This window comes from Pseudomonas sp. N-1-13, from assembly GCF_057787095.1.
This window is the reverse complement of record NZ_JBYNRI010000001.1, coordinates 3,477,094-3,493,801: the sequence shown is the minus strand read 5'-3', so window position 1 is coordinate 3,493,801 and position 16,708 is coordinate 3,477,094. Positions and strand designations below refer to the sequence as shown.

Sequence of the window (16,708 nt, the reverse complement as noted above, 5' to 3'; positions counted from 1 at the left end):
GAGGGAGGATAGGATCAGCCAATGCTAATCGTTTGCATTAATTAGGGAAAGCCACGGGAGCCCCGTTATCGAATTTCCAGAATGGCTTAACCAGGCCTGGCCGCCGATACAGCGGGTCATTCGGCAGGAACCTGGTGATCAGCCTGCCATCGCGTTGAGCCAGCTTGCCGACCCTGGCGTACTGCAACCCTTGCTGGCCCGGTTTGCCTTGCGTTACCCAGGGGTGAACCGCGCCGCCGTGGTTTCGCAGTGGTCGATGAACTACATGAGTATCGTCCTGCCGGCCACCCTGGCCTGTGTGCTGACGCGTCGCTGCGCGATCGAGTTCTGGGGCGAGGACGCATTGCTGTTGCACGACGACGGCCAACCTGCGGCGCTGGGCCTGGCCGCCGGACTGTCAGCCTTGGACGCGGACGGCCGTGCGGTGTACTGGTCGCGGTTGATCCACGAGCACCTGGCGCCGCTGTTCAGCACATTGGCCACCGCCGGTGGCCTAGCCCCGAAAATATTGTGGGGCAACTTCGTTGCTATCTGGGACGGTGCCTTTGCCAGGATGGACCCTGACCTGTCCAAAGACGGTTTTGCCGAGGCGCACCAGTGGCTGGAACAGGTCACGGTGAACAACGGACGCTTGAAGCTGCGAGGCCTGCAACGCATGGTCGAATCACCGGCGCCGCAGATTTGCCCGTGCTTGCCATTGCGCCGGCATTGTTGCCTGCATTACCAACTGCACGAGCCGGTCGAAGGCCAACCGCCGGTGCTCTGCGAATCCTGCCCCAAGCTGCACCGCCTGCCGCTGGCGGAGCAGGTGAGCTATTTGCATTACATCTATGAGTAGGGTTGGGCGCGCGTTCAATCCTTACCCCACTGGTTTCTGGCACAGCAAGTCCTTGTGGGAGCGAGCCTGCTCGCGATAGCGGCGGGTCAGCTTGCATCAATGCTGAATAGTCGACTTCATCGCGAGCAAGCTCACACACATTTGGGTTGGGGGTTGCCCTGGAGTTGTGGGCGCATTCTCAAGTGGACAGCATTTGCGCCAGGGGCACGGCGTCAGCCTGGGGAGCGACTTCACTGAGCTTGCCATGTTCGATGCGGATCAGCCGGTCGGCCAGGCCGAAGTAGGCATCGTCGTGGGAGATGACGATCAGTAGTTTGCCGCGTTCGCGCAGGTCCGGCAGGATCCGGGTGTAGAAGAAGTGCTTGAACACCGGGTCCTGGTCGGCCGCCCATTCGTCGAACAGGTAGCAGGGGCGATCATCCAGGTACGCACTGAGCAGCGCCAGGCGCTTGCGTTGCCCGGTGGACAACGCCAGCGTCGTCAGTTTGCCGTCCTCGATTTGCACCTTGTGGTCCAGCTGCAGGTGCACCAGGTAGTCCTGTGCCTGTTTCACCAGGTGCGGATCGTCGCCATCGAACAGGTTTTCGAACAGGCAGAAGTCGGTGAAGATCGCTGAGAAGTGCTGTCGGTAATGGTGATTGTCATTGCTCGAGGACACTTGTTCGTCGAGCATGACGTCGCCGCTTTCCGGCCGGTACAGCCCTGTCAGCAACAGCGCCAGGGTGGTCTTGCCGCTGCCGTTGCCGCCGGTGATGAACACCACTTCGCCGGCATTGAGGGTGAGGTTGATGGGGCCCAGGGTGAAGTGACCGTCCTCGCGCTCGCGGTAGTAAGTGTGGGTGACCTGGCGGCACACCAGGCTGCGAACCTGGGTCGGCGAGATCGTCTCGACGGTTTCGTCGGCGGTTTGCATTTCGCCTTCCAGGGCGCGGATCTTGTTCAGGGCCACGCTGGCCCGACCGAGGGTCGGCAAGGCGTGCATCAACTCCGACAACGGCGTGATCATGTAGAGGATCGCCAGGATATAGCCGGTGACCAGGCTCGCGCTCAGGTCGATGAAATGCGGCGCGGCGAACAGCACCACACCGATCAGCATGTAGAACACCGCATTGCCCCAGTTCAGGACCAGGGCGTAGATGCTCATGCCCCGTACAAAATCGCGGCGGTATTGCTGGCTCACCGGTATCAGCAGGCGGGTGAAGAAGTGCTGCCGGCGCGGATGGTTGAGTTGCAGTTCCTTGCTGCCATCGGTGAGCAGGCGGTACTGATTGAACAACTGGTCCTTGAGCTCGCGAGCACGGGAGATCGAGGTCAGCGCCCGACGTTGCGGCCAGTGAAAGCTCAGGCTGCCCAGGACGATCAGCAGCAGCGTCAGGCCGAGCAATGGCATGCTGAGCCAACCCAGGTAGCCGAGGCACGCGGCGATGATCCCGACATTGACCAGCAGGATCGGCACCAACTCCACCGCCTGGCTGATGGTCTGCGTATCGTCGGTGAGCATCGCCAGCAGGCGATGCTTGCCCAGGCGCTGCAATTGCGCGTAAGGCGTGTCGATCAGCTTGGCGCTCAGGTGCAGGCGCATGTCGTTGACCGCAGCCTGGCCCAGGCGCAACAGGCTGATGTCGGAGATGATCCGCGACACCGCGACCAACACCACCAGGCCAGCGAAGAGCAGGCCATCCACCGGGCGCAGCTTGTCGAACACCTCCAGGCTGTGGTTGATGTTGGCGATCAGGCCGGCAGCCGCGAGGCCGCAGATCAACCCCGTCAGGGTCGCCACCAGCAGTGCGCGCCAGGAGCGTTTAGCCATGAGTAACAACAGATCCATTTCAAACCGCTCCGTGTGTAGCAATGGCCGTGAGATGCGCCGCCAATTGTTCGTGCAAGGCGCGCTGCTCAAGGATGGTCAGGTGTTGCGCCGTGATGACCTCGCGGGTCAACGGCCCGCTGCTCAGGTCTTCCCAATGTGGGTCGGCGAAGTCGGCCTGGGCCAGGGTGTCGCTGGCCCACCAGACATGCACCGGGCAGCTTAGCCGGACAGGCTTGAAGGTCGCCAGCAGATGCTGCGTGTGCTGCTGGTAGCGCAGCCGCGTTTGCAAATGCTCCCAACTGTCGCCATCGAGTTGCAGGCCTTGCTGGCGTGCCCACTGCACCAGCTCCGGCAGGCGTGCCGCTGGGGGCAGGGCGTCCAGTTGCTCCAGCAATGCGGCCATGATCGGCGGCGGCAACTGGCGCAACACGCTCTGGCTGTCCGGTGTCAGTGCTTGGGAGGCTGATTCCAGCAGCGCCTCGACACTGTCTTCTGGCGCTTGATGCTGGTACTGCGAGTCGATGATACCGAGAAACGCCACTGCTTGGCCCTGGCTTTCCAGGCGCGCGGCCGCGGCAATCGCCAGCAGACCACCGAGGGAGAAGCCCAGCAGGTGGTACGGCCCCTGGGGTTGCTGTTGGCGCAGGTGCTCGACATAGAGCGCGGCGAGGCTCTCGATATCGCCGCCCAGCGTTGTGCTGTCGTCGCTCAGGTACGCCGCCTGCAAGCCCCACAGATGCCAGGCCGACAGCGGCGCCAGCAACGTGCGGTAATCCTGCACGTGGCCGGTGGAGGGGTGGAAGCAGAACAGGTTGGCGGCTTCGACAGCGTTTGGCGCCGACAACCGCACCAGTGGCGAGAGTTTGAGCTCGGCCTGCACCAATGCTGCAAATGCCGAGACGCTCGGGGCGTTGAACACCGCATTGACCGTCACTGGTGCCGACAGCGCGGTCTGCAGGCGACTGGCAAGCGTCACCGCCGCCAGGGAATGGCCGCCCAGCTCGAAGAAATCGTCGTCGATGCCCACTCGCTCCAGGCCCAGCACCTGTGCCCAGACCTCGGCGAGCAAGGCTTCCAGCGGCGTGCGTGGCAAGGCACTGCCGACCGTGTCGAGGACTTTGTCAGCCCATTGCTGCAGGGTCTTGCGGTCGAGCTTGCCGTTGCCCATCAGGGGCAAGGCTTCGACGATCCGCAGGGTGGGCAGCATGTAGTCCGGCAAGCAATCCTGGGCCTGGCCATGCAGCCTGGCGACTGTGGTCGAATGCCCGGGCGCCAGGGTCATGAAGGCGAACAGTTGCTGGCCGAGCTCGCCGCGAGGGATGCATTCCACCGCGGCCTGGGCCACACCGGGAAGGTTGGTCAGCTGCGCCTGGATCTCGTCGAGTTCCACGCGGAACCCACGAATTTTCACCTGGCGGTCGGCCCGCCCGGTGATCTCCAGGCTGCCGTCATGGCGATAGCGGGCCATGTCGCCGGTGCGATAGAGGCGTTCGCCCGGCCGATGTGCCAGCTCGATAAAACGTCCGGCGCTTTGTTGCGTGTCCAGGTAGCCGCGGGCCAGTTGCGGGCCGGCGATATACAGCTCGGCGCTTTGCCCAGGGGCGGCCAACGCTTGCTGCTCGTCGAGCAGGTACAGGCGCATGCCGTCGAGGCGGTCGCTGAGGGGCAGGCGACGATAATCCACGCTCGGATCGGCTTTGTGCATCACCACCCCAACGGTGGTTTCGGTCGGGCCGTAATGGTTGAAGACCGTTAGCGCCGGAGCAAGGCTGCGAATGCTTTGCAGCAGGCGCCGCGAGCAGCTTTCGCCACCGAGAACCAATTGCTTGCGCGGCAACACGGCAGCGCTTTGGGCATGAATCAACCAGGCGTCGAGCAACGACGGCACGATCTTCAGGTGATCGATCGGGTACTGCGCCTGCCAGGCTGCCCAGGCCTGGGCGTCCATGGCCGTTTCCTTGTCCAGCAGGTGCAATTCGCCGCCGCTGAGCAGGGCCGGGAACAGCAACGTGTAGCCCAGGTCGGCCGCCAGTGAGGTGACCACTGCACTGCGTTCGCCTGCGGCCAGTTGCAAGCGCCGGGATACGCTGGCGACATAACTGGCCAGCTGTTGGTGCTCGACGATGACGCCTTTGGGTGTACCGGTGCTGCCGGAAGTGAACAGCACGTAGGCCGCGTCCTGTCCTTGGATCTCGACGTTGGTTGCAGTCGTTGGCGCTTGCTGCCAGGCCGCTTCCTCGCGCAGGTCGAGGCTGCCGATGCCCGGCAACGCAGGGGCGCTGCCGGCCGAGCCGCTGAGTATGAAGGTCGGCTGGGCTTGTTGCATAATCGCCAGCGAGCGTTGCGCTGGTTGATGCACATCCAGGGGAACGAACGCCGCGCCGCTCTTGAGCACGGCGAGCATGGCCAGGACCATCTGTGCCGAGCGATCCAGGTACAGCGCCACGCGATCTTCGCGACCCACGCCCTGTGCGCGCAGGAAATGCGCCAGTTGGTTACTGCGGGCCTGCAGTTGGGCATAGCTCAACTGCCCATTGGGGTCGCGCAGGGCCAAATATTCGGGAAACTGCGCGGCACATTCATCGAAACTCGCCGGCACGCTGGTAAACGGCAGTGCCGTAGCGTCGGATGGCGCCTGCAGGGCGGTCAGCGTTGCGGTAAAACTCGGCGCCTGCACTGACAGTTCGGCCAGGGGCTTGCTTGGATTGGCGAGGGCATCGAGCAGCAGCGATTGGAATTGCTCCAGCAGGACCAGGGCGGCCTGTTCGCTGTAGCGGCCCGGCAGGTGGCAGAGGTTCAGGCGATAGCCGCCAGCGGTCGTTTCGGCCACCAACAGCAGCTCCATACCGGCGGGGATGGCCTGTGCGTCCAGCACCGTGAGCGTCGACGCCATGCTGCCCAAGGTGTCGAGCCGATCGGGCAACTGCCCACCCCACTGGAAGCCGTACTGCAAAGTGTCGGCCGGCAGCGCAGCGCTGACGCCGCAGTATTCCTGCCATTCGGTGGCTTGCTCGCAGAGCACCTGCAGGTTCGCCAGCGCCTGGGCAAACTGGCTGTCCGCCGCCGCTTGCCAGCGCAGGGGCAAGGGCTTGGCGAACAATCCCCAGCAATCGGCGAGTTCTTCATAGTCGTCGCGGCAATCGTGGACCCAGTTCAAGGTCAGTGCCGGGCTGTCGCCGCTGCTCAGGCGCTGCAACAGCACGCCCCAGGCCGTCATCAGCACTTGTTCGGGCGATGCGTCGTGACGTTGGCAAAAGCTGTCCAGGGCCATGCTCAACTGTGGGTTGGCGCTCAAGCGAGTGGTCACCGGGGCGTCGGAGCGGTCGCTGCGAACCTCACGGTAGAGCAACTCGCTGGCGGCCGCTTCGTCCAAGGCCTGGCTGGCCCAGAAACGCCGGCCAGGCTCGGCGTCTTCATCGGCCTGCAACTCGTAGAGCCAGGCGCTGTACTGGGTATATGTCATCGCCTCGTCATCCACCGATGGCGCCTCTATCGAGCCCAATGCCTGCGCCAGGCGCAGCAAGGTCCCGCGATCCGCGCTCAGCGCCGGCAGTTGCAGCGTGACCCGCTGCCGATCGCCGTCGACCGCTTGCACCTCGACGCTGATGGCGTCCGTGGCCATGACCGTGGATTCAACCACTTGCAAGGGCATCAGCAAGCCTGGCTCTGGCCGTACTCGCAGGCGCAGGGCCTCGTGACACACGCTCAGGGCGGCGAGTCGTTGGTGAAGACGCTCCAGGGCCAACGGGCCTTTTATTTCCAGTTCCAGGCGCGCCGCTGGCAATCCCGCCAACCACTGGCTGCGTTGTTGGGGCGAGAGGGCGAAGGCTTCTTCGCGAGTTTCAAAGGCGCTCATGCCTGCACCTCCGCAGCCAGCGGCGGCTGTGCTTCGGGCAGGCAACCGGTCAATTGTTCGCGACGCATCATCTGGCCCATGGCGACACAGATCTTGCGCTCACCCTCGAAGGGATCCCGAGCGTGGGCCACCAACATATTGTCCAGCATCACCATGTCACCCTTTTGCCAACTGAAACGTACCGCGCAGTCTTCATAAGCCTCGCCGATCACTTGCATCACTGCGTCTTCAATCACGCTGCCATCGCCGTAGTACACGTTACGTGGCAAATGTCCGGGGCCGAACAGGCTGATCAGGTTGCTGCGCACTTCCGGCTCCAGGCAGGCGGTGTGGTGCAGTTGCACCTGGTTGAAGAACGACAGTTCCAAGGTCTCGGGATGCTCGACGATGGCCGGGCAGTGCTGGGCGATCCGCAGGTTGTCGGCCCCCAGCCATTCCCAGCGCATGCCCGACGCCAGGCATTGGCGCTCGACTTCCTCGCGCTGTTCGGTCTTGAAGAAGTCCTGCCAGCGCACATCCAGCTTGTCGGTGAAGTGCCGCACGTACAGCAGCCCCAGGGCCTTGAAGCGAGCGACGATGTCCTCGGGCAAGCGCGCCAGCACCTGCCGGCAATCGACGATGGGCGTGCAACCGCCCCGCGGCGCCGGCGTTTCGCAATAGAACCACTGCTTGCGTGGCCACTGCGGCAGATGGGAGCTCTCGTTGTGGAAGAGAATCATGTGCTGTTCCGGGTACGGCGTGGAGTGGTAGATGTTCTTGCCGGACTTGTTTTTCGGCAGGTCACCGTAGGTCCCGTAGAGGTCGGGTTCGATGGCCTGGGCGAACTGTTCGAAAGCGCTGGCATCCGGCAGGTTGAAACCCCGGAACAGCAGGCCGCCGTGGGTCAGCAGCTGTGCATTGATCCATTCCCGCGCTTGCAGCGCCCAGTGCACCGGGTCCAGGTCGCCGAGCAACGGCTCAATCACCAACGGCAAGGCTTGCCCGGCGCTGAGGGTGCGGGTACGGACCTGCTCATGGGCCACCTGGCTCACAGCGGTTGCACGGGTCTGCTTGAGCTTGCTCAATTTGGACTGCTTGCGCGCGCTGCGGGCCGTGGCTTCGTCGAGCGACGAATCCGCCAGGGACGCTGCGCTGGCGTTGCCACCCTCAAGGCGCCACGACCAATTGTCCAGCGCTTGTCCCGGGGCCGAGACGATCTGCTCCAACAGGCTCTCGAAGCCTTGTTCGAGGCGCTGGATGGTCGGCTCGTGCAACACGCTGGTGCGATACACCCAGCGCACATTCAGGCCCTGATCTTCGTCCTCTTCGACAAATACGGCGAGGTCGAACTTGCTGCTTTCCTGGCGTGATACCAGGTGTTCCACCTCAAGGTCCGGCAGGCTGGCATTGCCGCTGGGGGTGTTCTGCATGACGAACAGCACCTGGACCAGGGGATTGACCCCTGGTGTACGCGGCGGTTGCAGTTCCTCGACCAGTTTGTCAAACGGCACCTGCTGGTGCTGGAACGCCGACAGGCAATCCTCGCGCAAGCGTTGCAGACGGGCGTCAAAGCTTTCGCCCTCGCTCAGGCGGGCACGGATCGGCAGCACGTTGACGAAGAAGCCGATGAGATGCTCCAGGGCCGGATGTTCGCGGTTGGCCAGGTCGGTGCCGACGATAAAGTCGTTGGTCCCGGTGGCCCGTTGCAACAGGCTGTTGAAGGCATTGAGCAGGACCATGAACAGCGTCGCCCGCTGCTGTTGAGCATAGGCCTTGAGCACCTCGGCCTGGGCCGGTGTGAAGCGTTGTTCCAGGGCCGCCCCCTGATAGTCGGGACGCGCCGGGCGTGGCTGGTCAAGCGGTAGCGGGATCAGCGTTGGCGCGCCGTCGAGTTGGCGGCGCCAGTAGTCGATGGCCCGTGCCAGCAGGCGCTGTTGGGTTTCGCTGCGTTGCCAGTAGGCATAGTCGGCGAACTGGATCGGCAACACCGGCAGCACCGGTGTCGAACCGCTGGTACGAGCCTGGTACCCGACGATCAGCTCCTGCATGAGGATGCCCATGGACCACGCATCGGTGGCGATATGATGCAGCACCAATTGCAGCACATGATCGACGGCGCCCAGGCGCAGCAGACTGGCGCGCAACATCGGCGCCTGTTGCAGATCGAACGGGCGTGCCGCCTGTTCATCAATCAAGCGTTGCAGGGTTTGCGCTTGTTCCTCGTGGTCGAGGTGACTCAGCTCGGTCGGCGTCAGGTCAACCCGCGGTGCCGGGCTGATGACCTGGCAAGGCTGGTCGCCGTGGAGATGGAACGCCGTGCGCAAGGACTCATGGCGTTCGAACACGGCCTGCAACGCCGCTTGCAGCGCTGCGACGTCCAGCGCACCACGCAGCCTGATGGCGGTGGTCATGTTGTAGGCGGCGCTGGGGCCTTCGAAGCGATCCAGGAACCACAACCGTTGCTGGCTGTAGGACAGCGGCAATGGCTGGTTGCGTGGCGCCAGGGCAATCTCGCTGTTGCCGTCGGCCTCGGTCTGGGCGTCGCGTTGCTGATCGACCGCTTCGGCCAATTGTTCCAGGGTGCCACGCTCGAACAGCGTGCGCAGCGGCAGGTTCACGTTCAACCGTCGGCGAATCCTCGACAACACCTGGGTGGCCAGCAGCGAGTGACCGCCGATGGCGAAGAAGTCGTCGTGCACACCGACGGTGTCCAGGCCGAGAATTTCCTGCCACAGCTCGGCCAGGACCTGCTCGGTCGGCGTGCGCGGTGCCAAGCATTGCGCCTGCGCCGTTTCGTCCTGGGGCACACCCAGGGCGGCGAGGGCGCGACGGTCGACCTTGCCATTGGCGTTCAGCGGCAATTGCGCAAGGGCCAGCCAACGGGCTGGAACCATGTAGCTTGCCAGCTGCTGGCCCAGGTAAGCGCTCAAGACCTGTTGCGCGGACTCGCCGCCCAGGTTGGCCGTATCGTCGAGCACATACCAGGCCACCAGTTGCAACGCCCCGCGCGCGTCGGGCAGTGCCAGCACCGCCGCGCTGTCCACCGCTGGGTGTTGCATCAGGCGGTTTTCGATCTCGCCCAGTTCGATGCGGTGGCCACGAATCTTTACTTGCTGGTCGCGCCGCCCGAGGTATTCGATCACGCCATCGGCGCGCATCCGGCCGATATCACCGCTGCGATACAGACGCGCATCGGCCTGGAACGGGTGCGGAACAAAGGCTTCGCGGGTGCGTTGCGGGTCGCGCAGGTAGCCGCGACCGACGCCGACACCACCGATGCACAATTCGCCGGGTACACCGACAGGGACCAGGCGCAGCGCCGAGTCGAGAACGAACACCTGGTTATTGGCGGTCGGCTTGCCGATGGGCATGTGCAGGCAGTCGTCGGCGGGCGCTTCGGTGATGGGGTAGAAGGCAACGTCGTCCGAGCATTCGGCGGGACCGTAGGCGTTCATCAACGGGATCGCCGGGAAGCGGGCGAACCAGTCCCGCGCCAGGGCCGGCGGCAATGCCTCACCGGTGGGCAGGAGCCAGCGCAGGCTCGCCAAGGTGTGGTGCGCCTGGCTTTCCTGGAGCATGCCGCGAATCAGCGCCGGCACGGTTTCCAGCAGTGTCAGTTGCTGTTCCTGAGCCGCATCGAGCAGAGCCACAGGGTCGTGGGCCTGGGCATCGGGAAGGATGTGCACGGTGGCGCCGAACAGCGGCGCGGCGAGGAACTGCCACACGCTGATATCGAACGCCGCCGAAGCCGTCTGGGCAATCCGGTCGTGCTCACCCAGGCCCAGGCTCGGGACCTTGCCGAACATGTTGTTGAGCATCCCGCGTTGTTCAACCATCACGCCTTTTGGCGTGCCAGTGGAACCCGAGGTGAAGATCACGTAGGCAAGTTGATCCGGGTTGTGCGCATAGGTGACCGGCGGCTGTTCGCGGCCTTGCCAGAGCGCCTGGGCGATCAGGCAGGTGGGTTGCTGGCGCATCTGCGGCAGGACGTTGTCCAGCGTCGAGCTTGCGTGCTCGCAGACCAGCAACAGCGGTGCTTCGCCCAGGTCCAGCAGCTCCGCCAGACGTGCATGGGGCTGTTGGATGTCCAGGGCCTGGAACGCCGCGCCGACCTTGAGCGTGGCGATCATCATCGTCAGCAAGGCCAGGCCTCGCTCAGCGAACAGCGCCACCAGGGTTTCCGGGCCGGCACCGGCCGCTTGCAGCGCATGGGCGATGCTGTTGGCGCGGCGGTCCAGTTCGGCGTAGGTCAGCGATTGCCCCTGGCATACGGCAGCGAGGTGTTGTGGACGGTTGCGCACTTGTTCGGCGAACAGCGCCGCATAGCCGCGCTCCAGCGGGAAGTCGACGTCGCTGCGGTTGCAGTCGATCTGCAACTGCCGGCGTTCCGCCTCGGGCAGCATGTGCAGGCTGCCCAGTGGCGCTTGCGGCGTCTCCAGCATGCCCGAAAGCAGCTGCACCAGATGGCCGAGCATGCGCTGCACGGTGTCAGTGCTGAAACGCATGCTGTCGTAGGACAGGCGAATGCCCAGGCGGTCGCCGGGGTACAGCACCACCGTCATCGGGAAGTTGGTGTGCACCCGGTCTTCATAGATGTCGATGCTGAAGGCATCCAGTTTCACGCTGCTGATATCCAGCGGCGCGTTCTCGAACACCACCAGGCTGTCGAACAACTGCTGGCCGCGCGGCACTTGGCTGCAACGCTGGATGTCCACCAGCGAAGCGCTTTCGTGTTCGCGCAATTGCGCGTTGTGGGACAGCAGCGCCTGCAACCAGTCGGCCACTGGCACCTCGGGGTCGACATCGATGCGCAGTGGCAGGCTGTTGATGAACAGCCCGACCATTTCTTCTACGCCGGCAAGGTCAGTCGGGCGGCCGGCGACGGTCACGCCGAACAGCACATCGCGGTTGCCGCTGTAGCGCGACAGCAACAGCGCCCAGGCGCCCTGGATCCAGGTGTTGGGGGTCAGTTGGTATTGCTGGCACAGCTGCTGCAGCCGCTGGGTCTGGGCGATGCTCAGGGTCTGGTCGAAGTCGCCGACCTGTTCCGGTGCCTGCTCCGGGCGTGCCACGGGGGTGTCCACATGCAGTGGCGTCGGTTCGCTGAAACCGGCCATTTCGGCCTGCCAAAACGCATGGGCGGCGGCCATGTCATGGCGTTCCAGCCAGCTCATGTAGCCGCGGAAGGAGCGCAGGCGTGGACGGGCCACCGGCTCCTGGCGCACGATGGCCTGATAGATCGCCAGCAGGTCTTCCATCAGCAGGCCGAAGCACCAGGCGTCCGTCAGGATGTGGTGGAAACTGCGCACCACGGCGAAGCGCCGCTCATCGAGTTGGAACACCCGCAGGTGGGTCAGCGGCGCACAGGCCATGTCGAAACCTTGCAGGCGCTGTGCTTCGAGGGCCTGGTCCATCGCCAGGCGCTGCTGTTCTTCATCGAGGTGGCGCAGGTCCTGCCAGTCGAACGCCCGATGAGTTTGGCGGTATACGCATTGCAGCGGCTCATGATCGTCCTGCCACCAGAAGGCGGTGCGCATCATGGGGTGGCGCTCAAGGAACAACTGCCAGGCCGCTTCCATCGCCGGGCGCTGCAGTACCCCGTCCCAGCTATAGCGTTGCTGCATCAGGTAGATGCCGCTGTGGGGTTGCAACAGGGTGTGCAACAGCATGCCCTGTTGCATGGACGACAGCGGGTAGACGTCTTCGATGTTCGACCAGTCCAGCGGTTCGGATGCCAGGGTCGCCGCTTGCTTGTGGCACAGCGCAAATGCCTGGCTGGCGGGGCGCAGGTCGGCTGCGCTGGCCAATCCGGCGAGTTCGTTCAAGCGTTGTGCAAGGCGCGGTGCCCAGTCGGCGGCGAGGGCGCCGTGGCTGCGCAGGTGCAGGCAATCGTCCTGCCACCAGGCGTCCAGGGTCAGCGGGCAAGTCGAAGCTGTCGCAGGGCTTGCGGCTTCGACCTGGGCCAGGATGCCACGCTCTTCGCGATGGCTGTCGAGGTTGCCGAGCCAGCGAATGGCCACCGATGCCGCCGGCAGATCACGCAGCGGTTCTTGCAGGTAGGTGTTGTCCGACAGGTAGCGCAGGGCGCCATAGTCGACGCCGTGCTGCGGGTAGGCGCGCATTTGCGCGGTCAGGGCATGCAAGCGTTGCAGCAGGCTGTCGCCTTCGGGCTGGAGGAAGTACGGCACAGCCAGGGCCAATGGTCCCATGATGCGTGCCGGGTCGAGGTCGGCCACGGCAATCGGCGCATTTACCGGCAGGCGCTCGGCGCTTGGACGGGCATCGTGCACGCTCAGCGCAACCAGGCCATTGCCGCACAGTTCACGGCACTGTTCGACCACGGCAGCGGCCAACAGGCTGTTCCAGTCCAGTTGCAGCACTTCGCCCAAACGCTTGAGCTCACCTGAGGTGGCGGCCGGCAGGGTCTGCTCGACCACGCTGGCCGGCTGCTGGCTGTTCGGCAGTTGCAGCGTTTCCGTGCCGGCGTATTGCAGCCAGTGTTCCCAGGCGTCGTCCAGGGCATCGCCCTGTGCATGGGCCTGCTGGTGCCGCGTCCACTGAGTGAAATCGCCACCGGTGTAGGACAGGCGCACCGGCCGCTGATAGCGCAGTTGCGCCAGGGCCAGGTTGAGGTCAGTCAGCAGCAGCGACCAGGATGCCTCGTCCAGACACAGCGGATGAGCGGCCAGCAGCACGGCGTGTTTGCCGTCCACCTCCAGCAGGCGGGCATGCAGGGTTTGGCCGGCGTCCAGTGCCAGCGCGTCGACACCGGCCTGGGCCAGGGCTTGCAGTTGCGCCGGGGCGCAGGTCTCCAGTTTCTCGGTGGCGATGACCGGGGCCTTGGCCGCGACCAGTACCCGTTGCTGCCACTGACCCTCCGGCAGGGCCTTGAGCGCCAGGCGCAAGGCCTGGTGGTGTTGCTGCAAGGCGCAGATGGCCTGGGTCAGCAGCTCGCTATCGAGCGTCTGGCTCAGCGCCACGCAACGCCAGGTGGCGTGCAACGGCCCTTGTTGCAGGCGCGCCAGTTGCCCGGCGGCCAGCGGCAGGTCATAGCCATCGGCAATCTCGTGTGCCACGCCATGGCTGGCATCGGCGCCCAGCACCCGGGCGATATCGGCGATGGTGCGGTTCTCGAAGAGCTGGCGGGGCGTGAGTTTCAGCCCTTGCTGGTTGGCGCGGGCGATGATCTGCAAGTTGATGATCGAATCGCCGCCCAGGGCGAAGAAGTTGTCGTGCACGCCGACACGTTCCAGCTTCAGGACTTCCTGCCAGATGGCGGCCAGCTGCGCTTCGACTTCATTGCGCGGTGCGACATGGGTGGCGCTGTCGTCCGTGGGTTTTTGCGGGAGCGGCAAGCGCTGGACATCGACCTTGCCGTTGCGGGTCAGAGGCAGTTCGTCGAGGGTGATGAAGTGCGCCGGCACCATGTAGTCCGGCACCCGCGCACCCAGGTCGTTACGCAGTTTCGTGGCGGACAGCGACTGGCTGGCGACCAGGTAGGCCACCAGGCGCAAACTGCCGTCCAGTTCCACGGCACGGACCAGCGCCTGTTCGATCAGCGGCGACAGGCGCTTGAGCTGCGCTTCGACTTCGCCCAGCTCCAGGCGGTTGCCGCGGATCTTGACCTGACTGTCGACCCGACCGAGGAACGCCAGTTGGCCGTCCACTTGCCAGCGCACGCGGTCGCCAGTGCGATACCAGCGTTGCTGATCGGCGTCGAGATGGAAGCGTTCGGCGGTCAGGTCCGGGCGGTGCAGGTAACCCCGGGCCAGGGCGCCGTTGATCAGCAGTTCGCCGGATACCCCGGTGGGCACCAGGCGGCCGTTGGCATCGACCACTTGCAGTTGACGGTTCGGCAGTGGCCGGCCGAGGGCGATGCTGCGCAGGCCCGCCGGCAACTCGGTGGCAATCGCCCCGACTGTCGCTTCGCTCGGCCCATAGTGGTTGAACACCCTGAGCCCTGGCGCCAGGCGGTTGACCTGTTCCAGCAGCGCCGGGCTGAGGGCGTCGCCGCCGAAGACCAGCAGGGCGCGGGGCAGCAGGCGGGCATCGGGCAACGCCTGCAACAGGCCGGCCAGATGACTTGGGGTGATCTTCAGCACATCCACCGGGTGTTGGTCGAAGAATTCGGCCAGTGCCAGGGGGCTGAAACCGCTGTCTTCATCCACCAGCAACAAGCTGGCGCCGCTGCACAGGGCGCCGAACAGTTGGGTGTGGCCCAGGTCGGCGGCGATGCTGGACAGCAAGCCGTAGCGAGCCGCCGATGGCGGGTTGAGCACTGCGTGCACCGCCGTCAGGTAATCGACGATGGACTGGTGCTCGACCACCACGCCCTTGGGGGTGCCGGTGGAGCCCGAGGTGTAGATCACGTAGGCAGCATCGGTCGGGCTGTGGACCACGACCGGTGGCGTGTCTGGCTGGGAGGCGATGGCGTCGGTCTGTTCCGCCAACCACAGCGTCGGCGTGTGCTCGGCCAGGTCTTTGAGCAGGGGTGAAGCGGCGGCACCGATCAGCAGTGCGGCGCGGCTGTCCACCAGCACGTCGGCCAGGCGCCCGGCAGGCTGCTTGAGGTCCAGCGGCAGATAGGCGGCGCCGGCCTTGAGGGTGGCCAGCAGGGCGATCACGAACTCGGCGCTGCGTTCCAGGGCCAGTGCCACCACGCTGTCGTGGCCGATGCCCTGGGCACGCAAATACTGGCTGAGGCGGTTGGCCTGCTGATCCAGTTCACGGTAAGTCAGGGCGCTCTGGCGGTCGCGCACCGCCAGCTGTTGCGGGTGGGCGGCCACCTGTTGTTCGAAGCGCTGGTGCAGGCACGTAGCGGCTACCGGCAGTTGCACACCGCGACCCTGCACGAGCAATTGTTGGCGTTCTTCAGGGCTCAGCCATTCAAGCTCGCTGACCCGGCACTGCGCGTGCGCCGTCATCGCCAACAGGATCGCGCGCAATTGGGCCGACAACACCGCGACCTCGGCATCGCTGAAGCGACTGCGGTCGTAGCTGATCAGGTAGTGCAGTTGTTTGTCCGGCACCACGATCAGCGACAACGGGAAGTGGTTGCGGCCTTGGGTGAGGGTAATGCCATCGGCCTGCTGGTCGCTGCTCGGGGCACTGAAACTCAAGCCACCGGTGTCCTGGTTAAGTGCGTCGGTGACCGGGAAGTTCTCGAACACCAGGATCGAGTCGAACAGCGCCTGTTCAGCGGCGATGCGGGTCATCGACTTGAGTTTGCCCAGTGGCAGGTAGGCGTGGTGGCGCAGATCGCTGTTGGCTTGCTGCAAGTGTTGCAGCCAGTCCACCAGGGTCGGCTCGTCGGCCCATTGCACGCGCAGCGGCAAGGTATTGATGAACAGCCCGACGGTGCTGTCTACCGCCGCCAGGTTCTCCGGACGCCCGGCGACGGTGACGCCATAGACCACGTCGTCACGCCCGGCATGTTGGCCCAGCAGCAGTGCCCAGGCGCCCTGGATCAGCGTGTTGATGGTCAGGTCATGCTGACGGGCGAAGTGCGCCAGTTGCTCGGTTTCGCTGACGGCCAGCAGGCTTTCCCGTTCGGCGAACGGTGCCCCCGCAGGCGCTGGCTGGCGTACGGCGAAGCTGGGCAGTGGGGTCGGCTCGCTCACGTCCTGCAACTGTTCGCGCCAGAAGCTTTCGGTGGCGGCCATGTCCTGTTCCGCCAGCCAGGCGATGTAGTCTCGATAAGGGCGGGTCGGCGCCAAGTGGGCGGGGCGGCCATGGGCTTGTTCGTAGTACAGCGCCAGCCATTCCTGCACGGCGATGCCGACGCTCCAGCCGTCCATGAGGATGTGATGGAAGGTCCAGATCAGGTGCCAGCGCTCGGGGGCCAGGCGCACCAGGCACACGCGCATCAGCGGCGAATCATTGAGTTCCAGGGGTTGTGCCCGCTGTTCCAGTGCCAACTGTTCGAGCGCGGCCTGCGGCTCGGCGCGGTCCTGCCAGTCCAGTTCAGTCAAGGGCAACTCAACGTCCTGTTGCACCACCTGATAGGCATCGTCCAGTTCTTCCCAGAGAAAAGCACTGCGCAGCACCGCGTGACGCTGCATCAGCGCCTGCCAGGCACCACGAAAAGCGCTCAATTGCAGCGGGCCGTTCATGTCCAGGCTCAACTGCTGGTAATACACCCGCGAATCCGGTTCGTAGACGCTGTGGAACAACAGGCCGTGCTGGGTCGGCGAAAGGGAGTAGATGTCTTCGATGTTGTTCATGC

4 protein-coding genes are annotated in these 16,708 nt (G+C 64.8%); 1 reads left to right on the top strand and 3 read right to left on the bottom strand.

Annotated features, from left to right (window positions below; translation table 11 throughout):
* The first annotated feature begins 154 nt into the window (after positions 1-154).
* The gene (gene fhuF, locus AC3I65_RS15605; RefSeq protein ID WP_080962943.1) at positions 155-838 is read left to right on the top strand and encodes a siderophore-iron reductase FhuF; all 684 of its coding nucleotides are present in this window, start codon (positions 155-157) and stop codon (positions 836-838) included.
* 178 nt (positions 839-1,016) lie between these two features.
* Here the strand turns inward: fhuF and AC3I65_RS15600 are convergent, their stop codons facing one another.
* Genes AC3I65_RS15600 through AC3I65_RS15590 form a run of 3 tightly spaced genes read right to left on the bottom strand, consistent with a single transcriptional unit; the run spans position 1,017 to position 16,706 of the window.
* Positions 1,017-2,666, bottom strand: a complete 1,650-nt coding sequence (locus AC3I65_RS15600) for a cyclic peptide export ABC transporter (protein ID WP_107322732.1) — start codon at positions 2,664-2,666, stop codon at positions 1,017-1,019.
* 1 nt (position 2,667) lies between these two features.
* Positions 2,668-6,504, bottom strand: a complete 3,837-nt coding sequence (locus AC3I65_RS15595) for a non-ribosomal peptide synthetase (protein ID WP_488523974.1) — start codon at positions 6,502-6,504, stop codon at positions 2,668-2,670.
* Positions 6,501-16,706 carry a non-ribosomal peptide synthetase gene (locus AC3I65_RS15590; protein ID WP_488523973.1) on the bottom strand — a complete coding sequence of 3,402 codons (10,206 nt, stop codon included), beginning with the start codon at positions 16,704-16,706 and terminating at the stop codon, positions 6,501-6,503. The genes AC3I65_RS15595 and AC3I65_RS15590 overlap by 4 nt, the downstream gene beginning before the upstream one ends.
* Positions 16,707-16,708 lie beyond the last annotated feature (2 nt).